At 70.5% G+C, this 22,150-nt stretch carries 23 protein-coding genes; 15 read left to right on the forward strand and 8 right to left on the reverse strand.

Features of this window, described 5'->3' with window-relative positions; all coding sequences use genetic code 11:
• Positions 1-42: 42 nt before the first annotated feature.
• Positions 43-789: an alpha/beta fold hydrolase gene (locus IEY79_RS11965; protein ID WP_189107387.1), complete on the reverse strand. Its 747-nt coding sequence runs from the start codon at positions 787-789 to the stop codon at positions 43-45.
• A 241-nt stretch (positions 790-1,030) separates the two neighbouring features.
• Here IEY79_RS11965 and IEY79_RS11970 point away from each other — a divergent pair, with 241 nt between their 5' ends.
• The 11 genes from IEY79_RS11970 to IEY79_RS12020 all read left to right on the forward strand — a co-directional run bounded on the left by IEY79_RS11970 (position 1,031) and on the right by IEY79_RS12020 (position 12,854).
• The gene (locus IEY79_RS11970; RefSeq protein WP_189107388.1) at positions 1,031-2,158 is read left to right on the forward strand and encodes a zinc-dependent alcohol dehydrogenase; all 1,128 of its coding nucleotides are present in this window, start codon (positions 1,031-1,033) and stop codon (positions 2,156-2,158) included.
• Between the two features lie 49 nt (positions 2,159-2,207).
• On the forward strand, positions 2,208-3,482 hold the full coding sequence (locus IEY79_RS11975; protein ID WP_189107389.1) for a Rieske 2Fe-2S domain-containing protein: 1,275 nt from the start codon (positions 2,208-2,210) through the stop codon (positions 3,480-3,482).
• Between the two features lie 81 nt (positions 3,483-3,563).
• Positions 3,564-3,752, forward strand: a complete 189-nt coding sequence (locus tag IEY79_RS11980; RefSeq protein ID WP_189107390.1) for a DUF4177 domain-containing protein — start codon at positions 3,564-3,566, stop codon at positions 3,750-3,752.
• Positions 3,753-3,754: 2 nt separating this feature from the next.
• A complete protein-coding gene (locus IEY79_RS11985) occupies positions 3,755-4,780 on the forward strand; it encodes a type 2 periplasmic-binding domain-containing protein (RefSeq protein WP_189107391.1) in 1,026 nt (341 codons plus the stop codon).
• Positions 4,781-4,865: 85 nt separating this feature from the next.
• Positions 4,866-5,600, forward strand: coding sequence for a PIG-L deacetylase family protein (locus tag IEY79_RS11990; protein WP_189107392.1), 735 nt, complete (start codon positions 4,866-4,868; stop codon positions 5,598-5,600).
• Positions 5,597-6,289, forward strand: coding sequence for a 4-carboxy-4-hydroxy-2-oxoadipate aldolase/oxaloacetate decarboxylase (locus IEY79_RS11995; protein ID WP_189107393.1), 693 nt, complete (start codon positions 5,597-5,599; stop codon positions 6,287-6,289). Before IEY79_RS11990 ends, IEY79_RS11995 begins: the two co-directional genes overlap by 4 nt.
• 60 nt (positions 6,290-6,349) lie before the next feature.
• The gene (locus IEY79_RS12000) at positions 6,350-7,480 is read left to right on the forward strand and encodes a DODA-type extradiol aromatic ring-opening family dioxygenase (RefSeq protein WP_189107394.1); all 1,131 of its coding nucleotides are present in this window, start codon (positions 6,350-6,352) and stop codon (positions 7,478-7,480) included.
• A 69-nt stretch (positions 7,481-7,549) separates the two neighbouring features.
• Complete coding sequence (locus tag IEY79_RS12005; protein ID WP_189107395.1) at positions 7,550-8,656, forward strand: ABC transporter substrate-binding protein; 1,107 nt, start codon at positions 7,550-7,552, stop codon at positions 8,654-8,656.
• Positions 8,653-10,398, forward strand: coding sequence for an ABC transporter permease (locus IEY79_RS12010; protein WP_189107396.1), 1,746 nt, complete (start codon positions 8,653-8,655; stop codon positions 10,396-10,398). The genes IEY79_RS12005 and IEY79_RS12010 overlap by 4 nt, the downstream gene beginning before the upstream one ends.
• 79 nt (positions 10,399-10,477) lie before the next feature.
• Positions 10,478-11,677 (forward strand): ABC transporter ATP-binding protein, encoded by a 1,200-nt coding sequence (locus tag IEY79_RS12015; RefSeq protein WP_189107397.1) that lies wholly within the window; start codon positions 10,478-10,480, stop codon positions 11,675-11,677.
• 64 nt (positions 11,678-11,741) lie between these two features.
• Positions 11,742-12,854: a PDR/VanB family oxidoreductase gene (locus IEY79_RS12020; RefSeq protein WP_229700815.1), complete on the forward strand. Its 1,113-nt coding sequence runs from the start codon at positions 11,742-11,744 to the stop codon at positions 12,852-12,854.
• A gap of 119 nt (positions 12,855-12,973) precedes the next feature.
• Here IEY79_RS12020 and IEY79_RS12025 read toward each other — a convergent pair whose 3' ends face one another.
• The 4 genes from IEY79_RS12025 to IEY79_RS37325 form a co-directional block, all read right to left on the reverse strand.
• Positions 12,974-13,828: an LLM class flavin-dependent oxidoreductase gene (locus tag IEY79_RS12025; protein WP_189107398.1), complete on the reverse strand. Its 855-nt coding sequence runs from the start codon at positions 13,826-13,828 to the stop codon at positions 12,974-12,976.
• An 85-nt stretch (positions 13,829-13,913) separates the two neighbouring features.
• Complete coding sequence (gene hpnR, locus IEY79_RS12030) at positions 13,914-15,425, reverse strand: hopanoid C-3 methylase HpnR (protein ID WP_189107399.1); 1,512 nt, start codon at positions 15,423-15,425, stop codon at positions 13,914-13,916.
• A 70-nt stretch (positions 15,426-15,495) separates the two neighbouring features.
• Positions 15,496-16,668, reverse strand: coding sequence for a Rieske 2Fe-2S domain-containing protein (locus IEY79_RS12035; protein WP_189107400.1), 1,173 nt, complete (start codon positions 16,666-16,668; stop codon positions 15,496-15,498).
• Positions 16,669-16,875: 207 nt separating this feature from the next.
• A complete protein-coding gene (locus IEY79_RS37325; RefSeq protein WP_229700816.1) occupies positions 16,876-17,070 on the reverse strand; it encodes a winged helix-turn-helix transcriptional regulator in 195 nt (64 codons plus the stop codon).
• Positions 17,071-17,112: 42 nt separating this feature from the next.
• On the opposite strand from IEY79_RS37325, the gene IEY79_RS12045 reads away from it, so the two are divergent.
• From IEY79_RS12045 to IEY79_RS12055, 3 genes are read left to right on the forward strand one after another with little or no spacing between them, the layout of a single operon-like run.
• Positions 17,113-17,823, forward strand: a complete 711-nt coding sequence (locus IEY79_RS12045; protein ID WP_189107401.1) for an SDR family oxidoreductase — start codon at positions 17,113-17,115, stop codon at positions 17,821-17,823.
• 35 nt (positions 17,824-17,858) lie between these two features.
• Positions 17,859-18,380: a nuclear transport factor 2 family protein gene (locus tag IEY79_RS12050; protein WP_189107402.1), complete on the forward strand. Its 522-nt coding sequence runs from the start codon at positions 17,859-17,861 to the stop codon at positions 18,378-18,380.
• A complete protein-coding gene (locus IEY79_RS12055) occupies positions 18,377-18,586 on the forward strand; it encodes an ester cyclase (RefSeq protein ID WP_189107403.1) in 210 nt (69 codons plus the stop codon). The genes IEY79_RS12050 and IEY79_RS12055 overlap by 4 nt, the downstream gene beginning before the upstream one ends.
• A 10-nt stretch (positions 18,587-18,596) precedes the next feature.
• On the opposite strand, the gene IEY79_RS12060 is transcribed toward IEY79_RS12055, so the two are convergent.
• The 3 genes from IEY79_RS12060 to IEY79_RS12070 all read right to left on the reverse strand — a co-directional run bounded on the left by IEY79_RS12060 (position 18,597) and on the right by IEY79_RS12070 (position 20,892).
• Positions 18,597-18,938, reverse strand: coding sequence for a hypothetical protein (locus IEY79_RS12060; protein ID WP_189107404.1), 342 nt, complete (start codon positions 18,936-18,938; stop codon positions 18,597-18,599).
• A 208-nt stretch (positions 18,939-19,146) separates the two neighbouring features.
• Positions 19,147-20,349, reverse strand: coding sequence for a glycerophosphodiester phosphodiesterase (locus tag IEY79_RS12065; protein ID WP_189107405.1), 1,203 nt, complete (start codon positions 20,347-20,349; stop codon positions 19,147-19,149).
• Between the two features lie 168 nt (positions 20,350-20,517).
• Positions 20,518-20,892, reverse strand: coding sequence for a hypothetical protein (locus IEY79_RS12070; RefSeq protein WP_189107406.1), 375 nt, complete (start codon positions 20,890-20,892; stop codon positions 20,518-20,520).
• A gap of 313 nt (positions 20,893-21,205) precedes the next feature.
• Between IEY79_RS12070 and argB the strand changes: the two genes are divergently transcribed.
• Positions 21,206-22,096 (forward strand): acetylglutamate kinase, encoded by an 891-nt coding sequence (gene argB / locus IEY79_RS12075; protein ID WP_189107407.1) that lies wholly within the window; start codon positions 21,206-21,208, stop codon positions 22,094-22,096.
• The last annotated feature ends 54 nt before the right edge of the window (positions 22,097-22,150 follow it).

The following is a 22,150-nucleotide window of genomic DNA, read 5'->3' on the forward strand; positions in this document are numbered from 1 at the left end:
TCCTTGCCTGGGAGTTGCGTGCGGGGCCGCGGGCGCCGCGGGTCAGGAACCGTCCCCCTCTTTCCCCTCGTGCGCGATCTCTTCCCCCTCGTCCACAAGCAGCGCGGCGAGTTGTTCCGGCGCCGTCACCATCGCCTCGTGTCCGGTGGCCAGCCGCCGGACGTCCCAGCCGAGCGCGCGGGCCCTGTCCGCGAACGGGGCGAACACCCCGAGCCAGTCGGTGCAGTCGATGTACCGGCCGGGGACCGACGCGGCCTTCGCGCCCACCCGCACCGGCTCCAGATACGTCGCCCAGGGGTGCGGTGTCAGACGCGGCGTCAGCCACGCCACGTCGGCCTCGTCGGTGACGCCGAGGGTGGCCAGCGAGCGCGGCGGGATGAGCCAGCCGAATCCGGCGTCCCGTACCGACTCCCGGTAGTGCGTGGCCACTTGGGGCGGCAGCAGGTCGATGGCGGCGTCGCCGTCCTCGGGCACGAAGCCGTCCAGATGGATCCGCGCGGCGAGCCGCTCCGGGCGCCGCTCGGCGACTCCGGCCACGACCTGCCCCCCGTAGCTGTGCCCCACCAGGCGCACGTCGGTCAGGTCGTAGGTGTCCAACAGCCGGACGACGTCCTCGACATGGGTGCTCAGACCTATGTGCGGGCCCAGCAGATGGGCCCGGTCGCTGACGCCGGTGAGCGTGGGCGTATGCACCTCGTGGCCGGCGGCGCGCAGCAGTGGGGCGACCCGGCCCCAGCACCAACCGCCGTGCCAGGCGCCGGACACCAGCACGTAGATCACAGCCCACATCCCTTCGAGCGGCAGAGTCGACCCGGATGGTCAACGACTCTTCGAGAAGGATTGTTGCCAATCATGTGGACGTTGTCCAGTGCTCCAAATCCGAATGAAATGGGGCAAACTACCAGGTAAGCGGGGGGTGGAAGACGTCAGTAAGTCCGATGAATTTCTCCTTGACGACAAAATTGTTAACGATTAATGTGCCGCGAGTCAGGTGACCTACGACACTCGAATCCCCCGGAGTCCAGGGCCGATGAAGCTTCCCGTCAGTACCGTCGCCGCCGTCACCACCGGCCGGCGCACGACCGAGCTGCGTACGCTGCCCGTTCCCCAGGTCGGCGAGGACGACGCCCTGTTGAGGGTGGAGGCGGCCGGTGTCTGCGGTTCGGACGTCGTCGCGTACAACGCCGACGGGCTGCCCGAGCGGGTCATGGGACACGAGAACGTCGGCACGATCGTGGCCGTCGGCGCCGGGGCCGCCAGGCGTTGGGGCGTCGCCGAGGGCGACCGGGTGGCCGTCGAGGAGTATCTGCCCTGCGGGCACTGCCGGTTCTGCCGGACGTCCGAATTCCGGCTCTGCCTCGGCTCCGACCCGTCGCACGACCCCACCGCGCTGCGCTACGGGACGACCTCGCTCGCGACGGGATCCGGGCTCTGGGGCGGTTTCAGCCAGTATCTGAGCCTGCACGAGCGCTCGGTCCTGCACCGGGTGCCGGACGGTGTGCCGAGCGAACTGGCCGCCATGGCACTGCCGATCGCCAACGGTTACGAGTGGGCCTACCGCGAGGGCCGTGCGGGACCCGGGAAGACCGTCGTGGTCATCGGCCCCGGCCAGCAGGGCCTCGGCTGCGTACTCGCCTCCCATGTGGCCGGGGCGGCGTCGGTCATAGCCGTCGGACTGAACAAGGACGCCCACCGGCTCGACGTGGCACGCCGGCTCGGCGCCACCCACACCATCAGCGCCGATGACGTCGACGTGGTGGAGGAGGTGTCCCGGATCACCGGCGGCGAACTCGCCGACGTGGTCGTGGACACGGCGGCCGGCTCCTCGGGGACCGTCAACCAGGCCATCGCGCTCGCCCGTAAGCGCGGCACCGTCGTCACCGCCGTCAGCTCGCGCGAACCGCTCGACGGCGTGCGGTTCGGCCAGATCTCACGGAAATACCTCACCGTCCGCGGAGTGCGCGGACACAGCTACCAGGCGGTCGAGAGCGCCCTGGAACTGATGGCGGCCAAGCGCTACGCCATCGGCGCCATGTCCTCCATGACCGTCGGGCTCGACGGCGTCCACGACGCCATTCTCGGCACGGCCGGGGAGCTCGCCAAGCCCGTCATCCACGCCACGGTCCTGCCCTGGGGCGACCGCGGCGACGAGTTCTGAACGTTCTGACCTGCTGATCGCGTCGATCGGCGGAGAGGGAAGGAGCGATATGCGTATCACGACAGAGATGAACGAACGCCTCACCCGCGTCGGGGCCGGGACCCCCATGGGAGAGGTCTTCCGCAGCTACTGGATCCCCGCCGTCCTGGCCTCCGACATCGCGGAGCCGGACAGTCCGCCCGTGCGCGTACGGCTGCTCGGCGAGGACCTGGTGGCGTTCCGCGACTCGGCGGGGGACGTCGGGCTGCTCGACGCGCACTGCCCGCACCGGCGCGCGCCGCTGTTCTTCGGCAGGAACGAGGAGTGCGGACTGCGCTGCGTCTACCACGGCTGGAAGTTCGACGTAAACGGCAACTGCGTCGACGCGCCGTCCGAGCCGCCGGAGTCCCAGTTCCGCTTCCGCGTCGGGACGCTGTCGTACCCGACGCACGAGGCGGGCGGGATCGTCTGGACGTACATGGGCCCCATCGACCGGATGCCGGAGCCGCCCGACTACGAGTGGCTGCGGGCGCCCGCCACCCATCTCGGGGTCTCCCAGGCCAACGAGCCCTGCAACTACCTGCAGGCCATCGAGGGCGGGATCGACACCGCGCACTCCTCGTTCGCGCACAACAACGACCTGAGCAACACCTCGCACCTGCGCGCGCTCGACACCCACCCGAGGCTCGAAGTGGACGTGGCCGACCACGGGTTCACCTACGCCAGCCTGCGCAGGATCGGCGGTGGCCGGATCTATCTGCGGACCTATCAGTTCGCCATGCCGTTCATGCAGATCCGCGGCGGCCTCATCACCTGGCAGGGCGACCCGGCCCCGTACCCGGTGCTCCACGGCCATGTGTGGGTGCCGATCGACGACGAGAACACCGCCGTCTTCAACTTCGCCCACTCCGCCGACCCCGCGCAGCCGATGGAGCCCGGCTGGTTCGAGGAGCACGAGGACGAGATGGGACGCGGGCCGCGGCACTTCGCCGACGGCACCCACTGGCTGGTGCGCAATCCCGGCAACGACTACCTCATCGACCGCGAGGTGCAGCGGACACGGACCTTCACCGGGGTCGAGGGCGTGAACACCCAGGACTACGCCATCCAGACCGGTATGGGCCGCATCGTCGACCGCAGCCGGGAGGCGCTCGGCTCCACCGACCTCGCGATCTCCACCGCGCGCAGGCTGCTGCTGGAAGCGACGGACGAGGTCGCCGCCGGCCTTCCCGCTCGTGGCTCCGACCCCGCGTCCCACCGGGCCGTGCGCGCCGGCGACATCCTCATGGACGCGACGCGGGACTGGCGGGAGATGTCGAAGGACGTACGCGAGGCGCGCTTCTGAGCGCACCGCCCGACGCGGACCCCCGGGGCCCCGGGCACGACGCCAGGCGAGGTTCCGGCAAAGGAAACAGGACAGGACACCATGCTCGAATACAAGGTCGTCGACATCCGTGCGACCGGCAGGACTCCAGAGACCGTCGGCGCCGACATGGAGAAGGCACTCAACGACGCCGCCGCGGAGGGCTGGATCTACCGCGACACGCGGCCGATCATCTACAACTCCTCCACGACGGGCTACTTCCTCGTCCTCTTCGACCGGGAGAGGAACTAGCCGTGGCGGCCACCCCCGCGCCGGCGAGCGGCGGCAGCGTTGAGGTGTCGCTCGCGCTCAACCCCGGCCCGCTGACCCGGCCCCTGCTCGACGGCGAGATCACGGCCGAGGGTGTGCGGTGGGCGGCCACCGCCCTGCACCCCTCCGAGATGTTCTGGCGCCAGCTGCGCTTCGGGGACTTCGACATCTCCGAGATGTCGCTGTCCGCGCTGCTCCAGGACGTGGACCGGGGGACCGGTGACTGGGTGGGACTGCCGGTCTTCACCACCCGGCACATCTGCCACACCGACATCATCGTCCGCACCGGCGCGGGTGTGGAGACACCGGCCGATCTGACCGGCAAGCGCGTCGGCGTCCCCGAGTACCAGCAGACGTCCGCGGTGTGGAGCCGCGGTGTGCTGGCCGACGAGCACGGCGTGGACCCGCGCGGCATCACCTGGTTCATGGAGCGCGGCGCGGGCGTGAGCCATGCGGCCGGCACCGGCTTCCGGCCGCCGGAGGGCGTACGGGTCGAGTCCGTCCCCGCCTCGATGAGCATCGGTTCGCTGCTCGCCGCCGGGGAACTCGACGCCTCGCTCCTCTATCTCTCCGACAGCAACCTCGTCGACCGCTCCCCCGGCCGGGACCGGCTCGGCGGCCGGGTGCGCAGGCTCTTCGACCCGCCCGCCGAGGAACGTGCCCGGTACGCGAGCGCCACCGGCTTCCGGCACGCGACCCACTGCGTGGTGATCAAGTCCGCGCTCGCCGCGCGCCATCCCTGGCTGGTCCTCAACGTCTACGCCGCGTTCGAACGCGCGAAGCGGCTCGTCGCCGACCGGGCGCGGGCCGCGATCGAGCCGTGGGAGCCGGTCCTGCCGGCGGTCGGAGACGTACTCCCCGCTATCGGCACTTCCGACCCGTGGCCCGGCGGGCTCGTCTCCGGGGCCCCGATGCTGGCCACCCTCTGCCGCTACGCACACGAACAGGGCATCACCCGCAGGCTCGTGGACCCCGCCGAACTCTTCGCGGCACAGACCCATGACCTGTGACCGGCCGCGCGGAGCCCTCACCTGTTGACCGGCCCACCGTGCCCGGACTGGCGCCCCGCCTCTTCCGGCATCGAAAGGAACACCCGTGAACGACGGGAAGAACGACCAGAAGACCGTGCTGATCGTCAGCGCGCACGCCGCCGACTTCGTCTGGCGGGCAGGCGGAGCCGCCGCGCTCTACGCCAAGAACGGCGGCGCCGTCCATATCCGCTGCCTCAGTTACGGCGAGCGCGGGGAGTCCCAGGGACTGTGGAAGCAGCCCGGCATGGACATCGAGCGCGTCAAGCGCACCCGGCGCGAAGAGGCCGCGCGGGCGGCGGAGATCCTCGGCGCGTCCATCGACTTCTACGACTCCGGCGACTACCCCCTCGTCGCCACCGAGCGTCTGCGGTCCCGGCTGGTGGAGGACATGCGCGCCCTGCGGCCCGACGTGATCCTCACCCACGCCGCGCGCGATCCGTACAACCTCGACCACCAGCTCACCCATGAACTGGTGCTGCGCTGCCGGATGATCGCGCAGGCGGCCGGCCTCCCGTCACCGCACCCGCCCCTCGGCGCACCGCAGGTCCTGCTCTTCGAACCGCACCAGAGCGAACAGTGCGGATTCGTACCGCAGTTGCTCCTCGACATCACTCCCGTCGCCGACGTCAAGCTCGCCGCGATGCAGGCCATGGGCGCCCAGAACCATCTCGTCGACTACTACGGCGATCTGGGGCGGCGCAGAGGAGTGCAGTACGTGCGCAACGGCGGCGACCGCTCGGCGCAACAGGCCGAGGCCTACCAGCGGATCTTCCCCGTCGTCGCCCAGGAGCTGATATGAACCACGTCGTCGTACGGGTCGAGCGCCGCCCGCCCGCCGAACTCGTCGAGCGGCTCGCGCCGTTCCCGGTCGCCACCGTCCACGAGGCCATGGGCCGGCGCGGACTGATGAAGCCGTACATGCGCAGCATCCGCCCGGGTGCCAGGCTCTGCGGGCCCGCCGTGACGGTCCTCAGTCACCCGGGCGACAACCTGATGATGCACGCGGCCGTCGAACAGTGCCGCCCCGGCGACGTACTCGTCGTCACCACCACGTCCGAGTCCACCGACGGCATGTTCGGCGAACTCCTCGCTACCTCGCTGCGCAGCCGGGGTGTCGCCGGTCTCGTCATCGAGGCGGGGGTCAGGGACGTGGCCGAACTCAACGACATGGACTTCCCCGTCTGGTCCCGGGCGGTCTCCGCCCAGGGCACGGTGAAGGCCACCCCCGGCTCCGTGAACGTCCCCGTCGTCGCGGCGGGAGCTCACGTAAGCCCCGCGGACCTCGTCGTCGCCGACGACGACGGCGTGGTGATCGTCCCGGCCGGGGAACTGGCGGCCGTCGTGGACGCCGCCCACCGGCGCGAGGCCCTGGAGGCGGAGAAGCGCGCGACGCTCGCCGCCGGCACGTTGGGCCTGGACCTCTACAGCCTGCGGGAGCGGTTGACCGCGCTGGGGGTCCGCTACGTCGACGAGGAAGAGACCCCGTGATCGCACCGATCACTCCCCCGCGCTGGTCGATCGCACCAGCCACAGCCTAGGAGAGACACCATGGCAGAGATCGTCGCGGCGGCAGCCGCGGTGCACGCCCCGCAGTTGCTGAGCCGGCCGCCGTACGAAGAACTCGACAAGCTCGACACCAGCACCGACGCGCTCAAGCAGTTCGCCGCGGTCCTGGACGAGACCGACCCGGACGCCGTCCTCGTGATCGGGATCGACCACCTGGAGACGTTCTGGCTCGAAGCGGTACCGACCTTCACCCTCGTCATCTCCGAGGAGTGCGAGGCCAGGTACACCCACTTCAGCCGGCGCAAGAAGGTCCACACCGACCTGGCGGTCGACCTTCTCAAGGGGGTCATCGCCCAGGACTTCGACCTGACCTACTCGCAGGACGCGGAGCTGGGGCACGCCTTCCTCACCCCGTTCGAGTACATCCTCGGCGACCGGGAGACCCCCGTCATCCCGCTGCTCGTCAACAGCTACCTCCCGCCGCTCCCCAGCCCCCGCCGCTGCTACGCACTGGGCCGGGCGATCGCCAAGTCCCTCGAGTCCAGGCCCGAGAGGATCGCCGTCATCGCCAGCGGCGGCATGTCGCACTTCCCCGGCACCGCCCGCTACACCGCGCCGAACTACGAGTTCGACCGGTGGGTCATCCAGGAGGCGGCGGCCGGGCGGTACGACGAGCTCCTCGACCTGACTCCGGTCAATCTGGACGAGGTCGGCGAGAGCGAACTGCTCACCTGGTTCGTGATGCTGGGGATCATCGGCGACGTGCCCGGGACGCTGCTCTCGTACCAGGAACTCTCCCACCACGGGCACGGTGTCATCCAGTTCGCCCCGCCGCTCGCGGCCAAGGCGGACGGACCGGTCCCCGGCGACGAGAGCGTCCCCCGCCACGGCGGACACATCTTCGCCCAGGACGACTACGTCTACTACCGCTTCCCGGAGCCCAGCAGCCTGCCGCTCAACAAGTTCCTGCGCCGTGTCATCACCGAAGGCGACTTCCGCACCGCCTTCGTCTCCGACCGCGACGCCACCATCGACGCCGGCGGACTGGGCGAGAAGGAGCGGGCCGCGCTGCGCGGGGACGGCTTCGACGATCTCGTGGAACTCGGCGCGCACCCCCTGCTCGCCCTCTCCGCGTGGCAGGTCGTCAAGAACGAGCTCAGCGCGACCAGTTGAGCAGCGGTCCGGCCGGCATACGTCCGGCCGGGCACCAGGCACCCGTACCGACAAGAAACGGAGCATCCCATGGGCCGTCTGCGAAGCCGTGTCCTCGGCGCTGTGGGTGCGGCGACGGCCGCCGTGCTGCTGAGTTCGTGCGGCACCCCGTCCTCGCTCTCCCCGATCGACAACACCGCCGCGTACACGAAGTACAACGGCATGACCGGCGACAGCCGGCACGACGCGCTCGTCGAGGAGGCGAAGAAGGAAGGCGGCCTCGTCGTCTACACGACGAGCGAGAACGTCGCGGCGGAGGTGGCGCCCGCCTTCGAGAAGAAGTACGGCATCAGCGTCTCGGTGTACCGGGCGACGACGGAGGCGCTGCGCCAGCGCATCCTCCAGGAGTCCGACGCGGGCCGCCCCCTCAACGACGTCGTGGAGACGAGCGACATCGAGATGGCGATCCTCAACGAGCGCGAGCTGCTGGGGAAGTACGTCACCGACATACCCGTCGACGAGCGTGCCCGGCTGCCCTTCATGGTCGGCGCCTACTTCATCGCCACCCTGCCGGTCCACAACACCAGACTGGTGAAGGCCTCCGACGCCCCGCGTGAGCTGGCCGACTTCACCGACCCCCGGTGGAAGGGGAAGCTCGCGCTGGAGAAGGAGGACGAGAACTGGTACCTCAGCGTCTACCGCTACTACCGGTCGCACGGCATGAGCAAGGCGGACTTCATCACCATGATGAAGAAGATCGCGGCCAACTCCCGCCAGGTGAGCGGCCATCTGACCTCCCACGACCTGCTCAAGTCCGGTGAGTACTCGGTGTTCGTCACCGACTTCCTGCACTACGTCACCGCCCAGGACCCGGGAGCGGTCGACTACAAGCCCGTCGTCGGCCCGGTGAACCTCCAGGTACTCGGCGCCGTACCGATGCGCGGTGCCGCGCACCCCGCCGCCGCCCTCCTCTGGTCGGACTTCTATCTCACCGAGGCACAGCCACTGCTGCACAACGTGAGCGGCATCCCCACCAACCCCTCGGCCGTCCCCGGCTACCGTCCGCTGCTCCCCGACGACGACCAGGTCCTGGTCGAGGACTGGCGGACCCTCCTCACCAAGGGCGCCGACTGGTCGGCGGCCTACGGGAACCTGCTCTCCGGCAAGGACCCCGTGATCCCGGACGGAGTGTCATGACCCTCACCGAAACACCGCCGGAACGGCTCGCGAGCCCGCCGCCCGAGCCCGCCGGGCGCCGGTTCCCCCGGCCCCGTATGCCCCGGCCGCGTACCCTCGCCCTCCTCGTCACCGCGGCGGTCGTCGTCTACCTCGTCGCCGCGCCCCTCGCGATCCTGCTGCGGGACGCCTTCGTCAAGGACGGCTCGCTGTCCTTCGGCGGCTTCAGCCGCGCCCTGGGCGAGAGCGGCGTCGGGTCGACACTGTGGAACACCGTCGTCTTCGCGATCGGTTCCACCCTGCTCGGCATGGGCCTCGGCACGGTCCTGGCCTATCTGTCGACGCGCACCAACGCGCCGCTGCGCCGGCTCGTGTACGTCTCGTCGATCATCCCGCTCATCGTCCCGAGCATCCTCTACGCACCGTCGTGGGTGTTCCTCTCCAGCCAGGACATCGGCCTCTTCAACGAGATCACCGACGGTCTGCTCGGGGTGCGGCCGTTCAACGTCTTCAGCATGGAAGGGATGATCTGGGTCCAGGGGCTGCATGTCGCGCCCATCGCCTTCCTCTTCATGGCGTCGGCGTTCCGCGCCATGGACCCGTCGCTGGAGGAGGCCGCGCGCACCTCCGGCGCCACGCGCTGGGAAGTGCTCGGCAGGGTCACGCTCCCGCTGGCCAAACCCGCACTGGCCGGGGCCGGGCTGATCCTGTTCGTGCAGAGCCTGGAGGTGTTCGAGATCCCGGCGCTGCTCGGGCTCCCGGCCAATATCCAGGTCGTGACCAGCCAGATCTACGAGCTGTTCCAGAGCTACCCCATCGACTTCCAGGCGGTCGGCGCGCTCGGGGTGCTGCTGCTCGTGGTGGCCAGCGTCGGGGTCTTCCTGGCGGGCCGCACCGGTGGCAGCCTGAAGCAGTCGGCCACGGTGTCCGGCAAGGCGTTCCAGCCCCGCCGGGCCGATCTGGGCCGGGCCAGGCCGTACGTCGGGGCGTTCCTCGTCCTGTACTTCGCCGTCGTCGTGGTGCTGCCGCTCGGAGTGCTGCTGTACGCCTCTCTGCTGCCGTACTACCAGACGCCCGGCGCCGACGCCTTCGCCTCGATGAGCTTCGACAACTACACGGAGATCCTGGGCGACCCGTCGGTACTGATCGCGTTCAAGAACACCGTGCTGGTGACGGTCGGCGCCGCGGCCGGCGTGATGATCCTGGCCACGATCACGTCCTGGTTCGTCGTACGCACCAGGATCAGGGGACGCGGGGTGCTCGACGCGGTCGCCTTCGCCCCGATCATCGTCCCCGGCCTGGTGCTCGGCCTGGCCATCGGCTTCGTCTATCTCCATGTGCGGCTGCCCATCTACGCCACCCTGTGGATCATCCTGATCGCCTACATGACGCGCTTCCTGCCCTACGGCATGCGGTACGCGTCGGCGTCGATGCGGTCGATCTCGCCGGAGCTGGAGGAGTCCGCGTACGTCTCCGGCGCCGGGTGGCTGACGACCGTACGGCGGATCCTGCTGCCCCTCGCGGCGCCCGGCATGATCTCCGGCTTCATCTACGTACTGATCGTGGGCTTCCGGGAGTTGCAGAGCACGATCCTGCTCTACAGCCCCGGCCGGGAGACCGTGTCGGTCCTGGTGTGGGAGGAGTACCAGAACGGCGGTCTGTCGGCGGTCGCCGCGATCGGGGTGCTGCTCGTGCTCGTGCTGTGCGTCTTCGTCGGGCTGGCGTTCCTCATCGGGGGCCGGAAGGGGGTGCGCGTGCAGTGACCTCACGCGTGACACCCCACCGGCAGCGACCCCGTGAAGAGCGATCCCACCATCAGCGACACCAACACAGGAGGCAGTCGTGCTGACGATTGCGGGACTCACCAAGAATTTCGGCGCCGAGAGCAGCCGCAGACTGCGTGGCCGTGGAGTCACGGTCGGACCGCGCACCCTCGCGCTGAACGGCATCGACCTCGAAGTCACCCAGGGGCAGTTCCACACCCTGCTCGGCCCCTCGGGCTGCGGCAAGACGACCCTGCTGCGGTCGATCGCCGGCCTGGAGCGCCCCGACCGGGGCACCATCACGCTCTCCGGCACCACGATGTACTCCTCGGAGAAGGGGATCAACGTCTCCCCGGACCGCCGGGGCCTGGGCATGGTGTTCCAGTCGTACGCGATCTGGCCGCACATGGACGTGTACAGGAACGTCGCCTTCCCGCTCACCGTGCGCCGCGCGGGCGGTGAGAAGCTGTCGCGTCCCGAGCAGCGCGCCCGGGTCGAGGAGGCGCTCGCCGCCGTCGGACTCGCCGACTACGCGGGCCGGCAGGCGACCAACCTCTCCGGCGGACAGCAGCAGCGCCTCGCGGTGGCCCGCGCCCTGGTCACCCGGCCCGCGCTGGTGCTGCTGGACGAGCCGCTGTCGAACCTGGACGCGCGGCTGCGCGAGTCCATGCGGTTCGAACTCAAGCGGCTGCAGCGCGAGACGGGGGTGACCATGGTCTATGTGACCCACGACCAGAGCGAGGCTCTGGCCCTGTCCGACGTGGTGACGGTGATGTCGGCCGGCAACATCGAGCAGAGCGGACACCCGGAGGACATCTACGACCAGCCGAGTTCGCTGTTCGTCGCCCGCTTCGTGGGAGCGCCCAACCTCGTCCCCGGTGTGGTCGAGCATGTGGCCGACGGCTTCGGACGGATCGCGTCCGACGCGGGGAGGATCACCGTCGACGACTGCTCCCTGCCCGCCGGCGGCCGGGTGCGGGTGCTGATGCGCCCGGAGGACTTCACGATCGCCCCGGCGTCGGAGGAGCCGGGCACCACCACGGGCAACTCCTTCGAGGGTGTCGTCACCGCGACCGCCTTCGAGGGCGAGCGGGTGCGTCATCACGTGAAGGTCGGTGAGCTGACCTTCGAGTGCCACTCGGAGCGCCATCGGGCGCTTCCCGACGGGACCGCCGTACGGCTGACGGTGCCTTCGGCGCGGGTGCGGCTCGTACCGGACGACGAGACGGCGGCGCCCGCCACGGCGAGGGACGAACCCGCACTCGCGGCGACGGGCTGAGCGGTCCGAGCGGGTCCGAGCGGGTCCGAGGGGTCTGAGCGGTCTGAGGAGGCAGGTGTACGGGATGGCAACGGCACAGGGGCGGAGCCCCGGAACGAAGGACAGGATGACCGGGGACGCGGCGGAAGCGGCTGCAACGGCGGACGGACCGGCGGTGGCCGGGGCCGAAGGGACCGACGGGGTGGTGACCGACGGGACCGGCGCCGGGGCGGTGGAGGCGGACGGGCTCCTGGAGGTCGTCGTACGGCGGCGGGTGCCGGTGGCCGCCGACGTCGTGGCGCTGGAACTGGCCCGGATCGACGGCGCTCCCCTGCCGCCCTTCACCGCGGGCAGCCATGTCGACCTGCACCTCGGGCCCGGCCTCGTACGCCAGTACTCCCTGTGCGGCGACCCGGCCGACCTGTCCGCGTACCGTCTCGGAATCCTGCGTACCGTGGACTCCAAGGGCGGCTCGCGCCGGGTGCACAGCCGGGTCCGGCCGGGGCAGTACCTGCTGATGAGTCCGCCGAAGAACAACTTCGAGGTCGACAGCGCGGTGCCCCGTTCCGTGCTGTTCGCGGGCGGCATCGGCATCACGCCCCTGCTGGCGATGGCCCGGCAACTGGCGGCGGACGGGGCCGAGTTCGAGGTGCACCACCGGGCCAGGGACCGCGGCCGGTTCGCCTTCGCGGACGAACTGGCCGCGCTCGCGGGCGAGCACCGGGTGTCGTGGTACGCGGACGACGAGCCGGAGACGGTGGCCGCCTTCGACGCCGAGGCGATCGTACGCGCGGCCGGGAGCGGGGCCCATGTCTACGTGTGCGGGCCGCGGGGCTTCATGGACCACGTCGAGGAGGCGGCCCGCCGGGCCGGGCTTCCGGAGGAGGCCATCCACGAGGAGAACTTCGCCAACGACGTGGACTACTCGGGCACCCCGTTCACCGTGGTCGCCGCGCGCAGCGGGGTGAAGGCGCGTGTCGAGTCGGGCCGCACGATCGCCGACACCCTGCGCGAGAACGGGGTCGCGGTGCGGACGACGTGCGAGACAGGGGTGTGCGGTACGTGTCTGACCCGGGTGATCGAGGGCACCCCCGACCACCGGGACGTCTTCCAGTCCCCCGCCCAGCAGCGGACGAACCGCGCCATCACGCTGTGCTGCAGCCGCTCCCGTACGCCGGTCCTGGTGGTGGACGTCTGAGGTGCGCCGGACAGGTGACCGCCGGTTTGAGGGTTGTGCTCGGCCGTCGCCTTGAAATGGCGTCAGGACACCGTCCACGCCGTCGACACCGTCCTGGGCGAATCCGGTGGCCCACGCCCCTACAGCGCGACCTCGGCCAGCCGCGCCATCTCGTCGAGGCTGTCGAGTGCCGGGTGGAAGATCAGCTCGTCGGCGCCGATCTCGGCGAAGGAATCGATCGTCGCCCTCACGGCGTCCGCCCCCGCGCTGACCCCGGCCGCCCCGAGATCGGCCGTCTCGTCGCCGAGGGCGATGTAGTAGTCGTAGACGTTGGCCCGGGCGGCGTCGATGTCGCCGAAGGCGAAGTAGGCGATCGCGACCAGTCGCGGCGATCCCTCGCGGCCGGCCTCGCGCCACGCGGCCCGCACGCTTTCGAAGACGGGGGCGACCATGGGGGCGGGCACCGTCGCGCCGACGCAGCCGTCACCGGCCCGGGCCACGCGGTTGAACGACGCCTGCGCCATGCCGCCGAACAGCATCGGGACCTGGCGGGAACCCGCGGGCACCGCTGCCCTGTCGCTGCCCGGGACGTTCTCGCCGGCCCAGACGCGCCTGAACATCTCGATGTCCGCGTCGAGCCGCTTGCCGGTGCCGCGGGGGCCGAGCCCTTCCACCACGAAGTCGTCGGGTCGGCCGCCGAGTCCGAGGCCCAGGGTGAAGCGCCCGCCGGAGACCGCGTCGATACTGGCGGCCTCCTTGGCCAGGATCACCGACGGCCACACGGGGCCGAGCAGGACGGTGGTGAGCAGCCCGATGGTGCTGGTCGCGCCCGCGGCGGCGGCGAGGGCGACGGTGTCCATGACGCCGGGGTAGGCGATACGGCCCAGCGTGCCGAGCGAGGAGAAGCCGGCCTGCTCGGACCTCCTGGCCCACTCGGGGATGACGGCGGCCCGCACGTCCCGTACCTGGTTGGGGAGGCCGATACCGATCTTCACGGGCCGTACTCCTTACGACGAGGCCGAACAGGCGGACAGGAGTGTCCGAGGACGGCGGAAGGGCGGGGTGTCTCCATGTCGGCGATCAGCCGGGCTCGGGGTCCGGGTCGGGCTGGCGGCGGGAGTGGGTGGCCGCCTTCGTGTGGATGTACAGCTCCTCGCGGCCGACAGGGGCTTCACGGACGGGCGGCAGCGGCAGTTCGTACCGCACGGGTCGCTGGTGGTCGGCGAGCTGACGCTGGACGTTGTAGACGCTGCCGAACTTCCAGAGCATGCGCGCGAAGTTCGTCTGGCCGTGCATGAGGTTGCGGCCGAGGATGCCCAGCGCGCCGAACGCGGTGCGCAGGCCGAGGTGTTTGCGGTTGATGACCGCCTGGGTGCGGACCAGTTCGCGGTAGAAGACATCCAGCGGGAGCGTCGTGGGAACGACCGCGTGCTGGATGTCGAAGAGCCGGTAGTCACGTGTCGTGAGCTGGCGGGCCTCCGTGTGCCAGATCTCGGTGCCCGGATACGGCGTCATCACGGTGAGGTGCACGATCTCCGGTACGGCGAGCGCGAAATCGCGTACCACCCGGAAGCGTTCCTCGTCCCACGCGGGGTCGACGATCAGATTGATGGCCACGACGATGCCCATGCTGCGCGCCATCTCCAGCGCCCGGAAGTTGTCGTCCGGGGTGACGCGCTTGCGGTAGAGGTCGAGCCCCTCGGCGTCGATCGCCTCCATGCCCAGGAACATGTAGCGCAGTCCGAGCCGCGCCCACCGTTCGAAGACCTCCTTGTTCCGCAGCAGCACATCGCTGCGGGTCTCCAGGTAGTAGCGCTTGCGGATCTTCCGGCGCTCCAGCTCGGCGGCGATGCCATGGCCGTGCTCGGGCCGGATGAAGGCCACGTCGTCGACGATGAAGACGTTCGGTTCCCGGATCGACGCCATCTCCGCGCCGGCGGCCTGCGGGGACGCCTTGCGGTAACTGCGGCCGTAGAACGTCCACGCCGAGCAGAACGAGCAGTCCCAGGGGCAGCCGCGGGTGAACTCGATCGAGGCGCACGGGTCGAGCTCGCCGATGAAGTAGCGGTTGCGTTTGCGCATGAGGTCGCGGGCGGGCAGAGGTTCGTCCAGGGTGTCCAGCAGCTTGGGCGCCGGCCCCCGGCCCTCCGCGCAGACGACACCGGGGACGGACTTCAGCCCGCCGTCCCGTGCGGCGTCCAGCAGCAGCGGGACAGCCGGTTCGCCCTCGCCTCGTACGATCGCGTCGACCGCGCCGTCGGCCTGCGCCAGCACATGCTCGGCGATGAACGAGATGCTGTGCCCTCCGAAGAAGACGAAGCACTGGGGGAGCATCGCCTTGGCCTGCTGCGCGATCTCGATGGCCTCGGGAACATTGGCGAGGTAGTTCAGCGAGAGGCCCACCGCCTCGGGCGCGAATTCGGCCATCTCGCGGTCGAGCAACGAGCGGGAGAGTACCTGCAGGTCCACCACGCGGACCTCGTGGCCCGCGTTGCGGACCGCGGCGGCGACCCGTTCCAGGCCCAGCGGCTCAAGCCGCAAAAAGATCTCCGAGTACATCAGCGCACTCGGGTGGACGAGCATCACGCGCATCTCAGTTCTCCAGCCACAGGCAACGAAATGACCACATCCGTGCATTTCATCCCTGTTCGGCCGTCAGATCTCAGCGGCGCGCCGCAGGGCCCTCACCGAGCGTCGAGGCCCGGCCGTCGCAAGCGGGGGCGCCGCCGCACGCGCGCGCCTGGGGATCGAGAGGCACGCCGTTGCTGCGCAGCACCTCTCGGAGGTCGAGGATCAGCGGGAAGATCTCGTGGTTCAGGTCCCGGCCCTGCTCGTCCCACGCCCGCTGCTCGGCCTCGACGGCCAGCCGGTCCTCGGCGAACACCCGCTCGGTGAAGCGCCTGATGAGCGGCCAGGCCAGCTGGAGGGCGCCGGGGATACCGGGCTTCTCGATCATGAGCAGGCCGTACGCGTGACACCGGCGCTGCTCGGCGTCCTCGGGCACGTAGGCGACCCAGAGGCGGAAGGCCGGATGGTCGGCGGCCTCGGGGACCAGGTCGAGTGTCTGGTAGGGATACCCGGTGCGGATGGTCATGACGTCGCTGGAGTCGCTCCCGCCGATCCCCTCGTTGGCGAGCAGGCCGGCGCCACGGTTCCGCTTCCCCCCGGTGTGGGTGAACAGGTACCTGGCCTCCACCGACCGTGCGTCGGTCTCGTACCCCAGCAGCTCGGGGTGGAGCTTGCCGACGACGCCGCGGTGGAGGAACTGGTGGTTCATGTCGAGCAGGTTCTCGTGCATGAACGAGTAGTGGCAGCGCACGGTCCGGGAGAAGGTCATGGTCTTGTACTTCGGTGAGCCGAAGGCCGGCAGCTCGGGCAGTGGGGTGGCCACCGCTCTCGCCGGATCGCCGGGGAAGACGAACACCAGGCCGTACGCCTCACGGACGGGATAACCCCGTACGCCACGCGGCGGACGCCCGTCCCCCTTGGAGAGATACGGGATCTGCGAGATACGGCCGTCGCCCCGGTAGGCCCACGCGTGGTAGCAGCAGCGGAGCTTCTCGCCCTCCACAACGCCCATGCTGAGCGGCACCTGACGGTGGGCGCACCGGTCCTCGATCGCGTAGACGGTGCCGCTGTCGCCGCGGTAGAGCGCGATGCGTTCGCCGGCGAACGTGGCCGCGAGCACGCGTCTCCTGCGCACCTTCTTGGACAGTGCGACGGGGTACCAGAAGTCCGGGTTGGCGCCGACGAGCCGCAGGTCACGTACGGGGGCGGGACTGGGGTGCGCCGAGGGCAGACCGTTCCCGGCCGTCTCGGATTCGGTCTCGGTCATACCTCTCCCTCGCACGGGGAACACCGGCACGGACGGTCACGCGTACGCCGGGCGTCGCCGACCTCGCCCGTGCGGCGGGAGGGGCCCAGCACGCTCCATCCTGGCGGCGCGGGCCCGCCGGGGCCCTGCCCAACGCGTCCGGTCGGGTGATCGGCTCCGACCGCGCGGGCCGGCCGCCGGGAAGGCCCGGCAGCCGCCGCCCGGATCTCACACGTCGCCGCCGGGCCCGTCGTCGCGCAGGTCGGGGAATCGTTCGATGTTCGCCTCGACCCAGGAGAGCAGCGCCCCCAGCGGGACGACCGCGTCCTTGCCCAGGTCGGTCAGTTCGTACTCCACGCGCAGCGGGACCTCCGGGTAGACGGTCCGGGTGATGAGGTCGTGTTCCTGGAGCTTGCGCAGCACCCCGACAGGACCTTGGGGCTGATCCCGTCGAGCCGCGTCCGGATGACGCCGAATCCGACCGGCCCCTCCGCCTCGGGAGTGGGGTTCGCGGTGGCCGAGGCGGCCGCCGACGAGAACGCGTCGGTCGTGGTCGCCTCAAGACGCCGCGACGGCGTCGGCAGGGCGGTCGCGGCGCTGCCCGCCGGCGCCGAGGGACGCACCGTCGACGTCACCGACGAGAACGGGGTCCGCGCCCTCTTCGACGAGCTCGGCGCCTTCGACCACCTCGTCTACACGGCGGCCGAGCCCCTGCTCAGCAGCGCACTGGCGGACACGGAGATCGATGTGGTCCGCCGGTTCTTCGAACTGCGCCACTTCGGCGCGCTCACCGCCGTGAAGTACGGCGCCCCGCACATCCGGCCCGGTGGTTCGGTGGGCCTCGTCGGAGGCACCGCCGCCGGCCGGCCGGAGCCCGGGACGACGGCGGTCTCCAGTGTCCTCGCCGCGATGGAGGGGCCGGCCCGTGCGCTGGCCGTGGAGCTCTCCCCGCTGCGGGTGAACGTCGTGGTGCCCGGGATCCTCCGTTCGCAGATGTGGAGCGGGCTGCCGCAGGCGGCGCGGGAGGCGATGTACCAGGCGCTGGAGGACACGCTCCTGGTCGGCCCGCGGGTCGGCGAGCCCACCGATGTCGCCGATGCTTTCGTCTTCCTCATGCGCAACAGGCACATGACCGGCTCCACGCTCACCATCGACGGCGGACAGACCCTGACCTGAGGGTCCGGGTACCGAATCTGAAGGGAACAACGCGCATGGCGATGACCGCTCTGGACTACGAGGAAATCCGCCAGTTGCTGGCGCGCTACAGCCACGGACTGGACTTCACGGACATCCGGGCCTTCGGGGAGTGCTTCGCACCGGACGCCGTCTTCTCCGAGAAGGGGCTGCCGCCGGCTTCACCGGGCGGAGCGCCGACGGAGATGCGCTTCGAAGGGCGGGCGAGCATCGTCGAGTTCGCCGCCGGGTTCACCGCCCGCGCGGGCGGGCACCTGCGGCACTGGTCGTCGCCGCCGGTGATCGAGGGCGACGGGCGGAGCGCGACGGGGACCAGCTTCCTGATGGTCCTGCGCCCGGGGGCCGCGCCCGGCTCGGGAGTCATTCTGACGGGCGTCTACCACGACACGTACACCAAGACCGACGGCAAGTGGTACTTCGCCCACCGGGAGTTCACCGCCGATCCGGGGCCCGGCGACGCCCCGGAATCGGGCGATCCGCTGGTGGCCCGGTTCGACGCGTTCGTCGCCGGCCTGATCCGACAGGGAGCCGACCGATGAGTGACACCGAGGAGAGCCGGGCGGCCATCGCCGTGGTCCGGCGGTGCATCGAAGAAGTCGAGCCGACCGGCCGGAAGATGCGCTTCGAGGCGATCGACGCCATGCGTGTGGTCGACGGCAGGATCATCGCGCACTGGGGAGTGGGCAATCTCTACTCCCTGGCCAGTCAGCTCGGCGGGATCCCCGAGTCGGGGCAGTCCATCTGACGGGGCGACGTCAGATTCCGGAGCCGTGAGCCGGGTCTCCGTGCCGTGGAGTCCACCACTCCGTGAGTCCCCAGATCCCGAGCGCCAGCGCGGCCACACCCACGAGTACCGCCACCCAGGGCCTGCCCGACCAGCGCCGGGTCAGCGCCCAGGCCAGGAGAGGTGTCAGAGCGCCGCCGAGCGCGATGAGCGGGAGGTCGACGTAGAGCACGCTCAGATCACGGGCGTTGCCCTCGAACCCGCCGCCGATACTCAGCCGGGCCCGTGGTGCCCATACGAGCGGGGCGGTCGCCGCGCCGAGGACGGCAAGGAGGCATCCGGCGCCACCGGTCGTCCGTGAAGAGGTACTCATGTCCCGTCCAGCCACATATCCGCGCATGCCAGCGACAGACGCATCCGGCGGGTGATCGGTTCCGCCGGGGCGGTCAGTGCGTGCCGCGGCACGGGCGCGTTGGCGGTGCGGACGGACTCGTTGCCGGAAGACCCGGGTGGCGGACAGGGCCACCCGGGTCTTCCGTCGGCGTACGGTCTCCCCGCTGCCCAAGGGGCTCAGCCGGAGCTCAGTGGAGCTTGGTCCGGGACGCGTGCACGGCGCCGTCGCCGGCGAACGTCACCCGCGAGCCACGCCAGTTGACGGCCGGCACGGTCGCGCAGCCGCCGTCGGCGGTGACCAGGTCGAGCTGCTTCTTCCAGCCCTTGGTGAGCCGCACCGTCTTGCCGGGGAATCCGAGCCCGTTGTCGGCGTTGACCAGGCAGACCTCGCTGGAGTGGCCGCCCTTGGCCCGGCGGACCCGGAGCCGGGAGTCGACCGCCTCTCCGGCCGCCGCGACGACGAGGGCGGGCTGGTTGGTCTGCACACCGTCCGCGCCCATCTCCCGGGCGAGCTCGAACTGGGCGACCTCCTGGTCGCCGCCGGCGTCGTAGGCGTGCGGCATGACGATCCCGCACGAGTCGTGCGCCGCGACGATGGACTCCGGGGTGTACTCGTCGAGGCGTGACCCGTACACCTTGGAGACCTGACCGATCTCGTACAGGAGGTAGTTCGGCTCCCAGGAGTCGCGGTTGTAGATGGTCCGGGCGCCGGGTTCGGCCTGGAAGACACGCGGGTCGGCGGAGTTCCAGATCGACTCCTCGATGAGGCCGTACCTGCCGACGAGTTCGGCGAGCTCACCCTCCTCGGTCACCGAGCCCTTGACGTCGAGCTCGACGCCGGCGCCGACCCGCTTCGCCAGAGCGAGGATCTCTTCGAGGGAGGCGATCTGCGCCGGGTCGTACTCGCCGCCCTTCCAGGGCTCGTAGTCCGCGGCGTTGAGGGCCCGGACCTGCTGGTAGGTCAGGTCCGTGATGTTTCCGGTGCCGTTGGTCGTCCGGTCGACGGTGGAGTCGTGCAGCGCCACGAAACGTCCGTCCTTGGTCTGCTGGACATCGACCTCCACGAGGTCCACGCCGTAGGCGAAGGCGTACTCGTAGGACTTCAGGGTGTTCTCGGGCGCGAGGGTGTTGGCTCCGCGGTGGGCGGAGATCACCACGTTGGAGGAACCCTTGTCCGGTGTCCCGGCGTCGAGCCACCGTTCCGGCTCCGGCACCTGGTCGCACGGCGGCTGCTGCACCAGCGGCTTGAGCGCCGCTATCGCCTGCCGGATCTCCTCGACGCGGGGGTCGTCCTCGGCGTGTGCCGTGGCGTTGCCGGCGATCAGGCCCGCCGTCACCACGGCGGTGGTGAGCAGCGTCCGCGCGGTGCGACGGCTGGTTCGGTACGTCATGTCCGGTCCCCTCGACGATCTTGCTGACCGGTCGAGTATTCGGGCCGTTCAGGACTTTCCGGTGAATGGCTCCTGACGGACTGGAGGACAGGTGTCGGGCATCGCTTCCACCGCGACGGAGCCCTCGGGGGTGGTTGCCCCGAGGGCTCCGCCGGTGGACTCACCGGCTCACGCCGCGGACTGGACCCGGTAACTCAGGGCCGGGAAGGGGAAGCCCGCGGTGTGGAGGCTGCCGAGTACGTAGTAGGTGTCGCCGGGCGCGGCGGGTGTTCCGGTCTCGCAGCCGGGGCGGAAGAAGACGTCGATGTTCTGGGCGGAGAGATTGACCGCCGACCGGGCCGACCGCGGCAGTGACTGGCAGACGCCGACAGCGTCCAGGTCGACCGCCGTCTCGTCCCCGGTCTGCTGGGCTCCCGTGTAGAAGGAGGCCTCGCCGACCGGTGCGCTCGCCGTGGCGGAGGGTGCCACGCCCAGCAGGCCGAGCAGAGCGCCGGCCGTCACGGCGGCGGCTGTTCCGGGGAGTCGCAGCATACGCAGGGTCATGTCATCCGCCTTCGTGGGGAGATGGGGAGGGCGCTCGGACCGTCGGCCCGAGACCGGGCAATGGTTGCACTTTCAACAAGGCAGCGGGAGCCTGTAACCAGCCAACGCGTCGAACGTGACCACTCACCGAAGTCCCCCGCCCGGCCCGTCGGTTGACCTCCGCACCCCCCGGGGAGAGAGCGCCGCCCCAGGCGCTATTTAGGTTAGGCTAAGCTAACGAAAGCATGGGCGGGGCCTCCCGCGGCCTTCTCCCGCACCGTGCGCGGGGAGCCGAAGAACGCATGACGCACGGACACCACTGGAGACGGAGACCATGACCGAACGGGCCACGACGACCGTGCCGGAGCACGTACAGCTCGTGAACGACACGAGTTCCGGACCTCGCCCCGTCGGCGCCGTCGTCGTCGTCAAGTTCGGCGGCAACGCCATGGTGGACGCCGGACTGCGGCGGACATTCGCCGAGGACGTCGTGGAGTTGTGGCACGCGGGCCTGCGCCCCGTCGTCGTGCACGGTGGCGGCCCGCAGATCAGCGCGATGCTCGACCGCCTCGGCCTGGAGACCCGGTTCGAGGCGGGCCTGCGGGTGACCACGCCGGAGACCATGGACGTCGTACGCATGGTGCTGGCCGGCCGGGTACAGCGGGAGTTGGTCGGCCACATCAACGCCTGCGGGCCTCCCTTCGCCGTGGGTATGACCGGTGAGGACGCGCACACGATGACGGCCGTACGACGGCCGGCCCGGGTGGACGGCCGGCCGGTCGACATCGGCCTCGTGGGCGACATCGTCGGCGTGAACCCGGGCATGGTCCACGCCCTCCTGGAGGACGGTCATATCCCGGTGGTCTCCCCCGTGGCACGCGGCGAGGGCGGAGAGGTCTACAACGTCAACGCCGATCTCGCGGCCTCGGCCCTGGCCGTGGCGCTCGGCGCCGAACGGCTGGTGATGCTCACCGACGTGGAGGGGCTGTACGCGAACTGGCCGCACAGCGCCGAGGTGATCGGGCGCTTGACGGCCGACGCGCTGGACGGGCTGCTGCCCGGACTGGCCGGCGGGATGCTGCCGAAGATGGAGGGTTGCCTGCGGGCCGTCCGAGGCGGTGTGCGCCGGGCCGACGTGCTCGACGGGCGCGTGCCGCACGCCGTCCTGCGGGGCGTCCTCGACGAGATCAGTCCCGGCACCACCGTGATTCCTGGCGCGGTCTGACCCCGGGCCCGCCGGCCGGGAAACCGAAGGCCCCAACCGGCGCGATCGTTTGGG

The sequence above is a fragment of the Streptomyces camponoticapitis genome (genome assembly GCF_014646115.1).
In the GTDB taxonomy this organism is placed as follows: domain Bacteria; phylum Actinomycetota; class Actinomycetes; order Streptomycetales; family Streptomycetaceae; genus Streptomyces; species Streptomyces camponoticapitis.

Coding starts and splice junctions, on each gene's coding strand:
- IEY79_RS12065 (WP_189107405.1), bottom strand. CDS start 20,349: ATGACGTACCGAACCAGCCGTCGCACCGCGCGGACGCTGCTCACCACC.
- IEY79_RS11975 (WP_189107389.1), top strand. CDS start 2,208: ATGCGTATCACGACAGAGATGAACGAACGCCTCACCCGCGTCGGGGCC.
- IEY79_RS12060 (WP_189107404.1), bottom strand. CDS start 18,938: ATGAGTACCTCTTCACGGACGACCGGTGGCGCCGGATGCCTCCTTGCC.
- IEY79_RS12035 (WP_189107400.1), bottom strand. CDS start 16,668: ATGACCGAGACCGAATCCGAGACGGCCGGGAACGGTCTGCCCTCGGCG.
- IEY79_RS12020 (WP_229700815.1), top strand. CDS start 11,742: ATGGCAACGGCACAGGGGCGGAGCCCCGGAACGAAGGACAGGATGACC.
- argB (WP_189107407.1), top strand. CDS start 21,206: ATGACCGAACGGGCCACGACGACCGTGCCGGAGCACGTACAGCTCGTG.
- IEY79_RS11980 (WP_189107390.1), top strand. CDS start 3,564: ATGCTCGAATACAAGGTCGTCGACATCCGTGCGACCGGCAGGACTCCA.
- IEY79_RS12005 (WP_189107395.1), top strand. CDS start 7,550: ATGGGCCGTCTGCGAAGCCGTGTCCTCGGCGCTGTGGGTGCGGCGACG.
- hpnR (WP_189107399.1), bottom strand. CDS start 15,425: ATGCGCGTGATGCTCGTCCACCCGAGTGCGCTGATGTACTCGGAGATC.
- IEY79_RS12055 (WP_189107403.1), top strand. CDS start 18,377: ATGAGTGACACCGAGGAGAGCCGGGCGGCCATCGCCGTGGTCCGGCGG.
- IEY79_RS12000 (WP_189107394.1), top strand. CDS start 6,350: ATGGCAGAGATCGTCGCGGCGGCAGCCGCGGTGCACGCCCCGCAGTTG.
- IEY79_RS12010 (WP_189107396.1), top strand. CDS start 8,653: ATGACCCTCACCGAAACACCGCCGGAACGGCTCGCGAGCCCGCCGCCC.
- IEY79_RS11970 (WP_189107388.1), top strand. CDS start 1,031: ATGAAGCTTCCCGTCAGTACCGTCGCCGCCGTCACCACCGGCCGGCGC.
- IEY79_RS12070 (WP_189107406.1), bottom strand. CDS start 20,892: ATGACCCTGCGTATGCTGCGACTCCCCGGAACAGCCGCCGCCGTGACG.
- IEY79_RS12045 (WP_189107401.1), top strand. CDS start 17,113: ATGACGCCGAATCCGACCGGCCCCTCCGCCTCGGGAGTGGGGTTCGCG.
- IEY79_RS11995 (WP_189107393.1), top strand. CDS start 5,597: ATGAACCACGTCGTCGTACGGGTCGAGCGCCGCCCGCCCGCCGAACTC.
- IEY79_RS12050 (WP_189107402.1), top strand. CDS start 17,859: ATGGCGATGACCGCTCTGGACTACGAGGAAATCCGCCAGTTGCTGGCG.
- IEY79_RS11965 (WP_189107387.1), bottom strand. CDS start 789: ATGTGGGCTGTGATCTACGTGCTGGTGTCCGGCGCCTGGCACGGCGGT.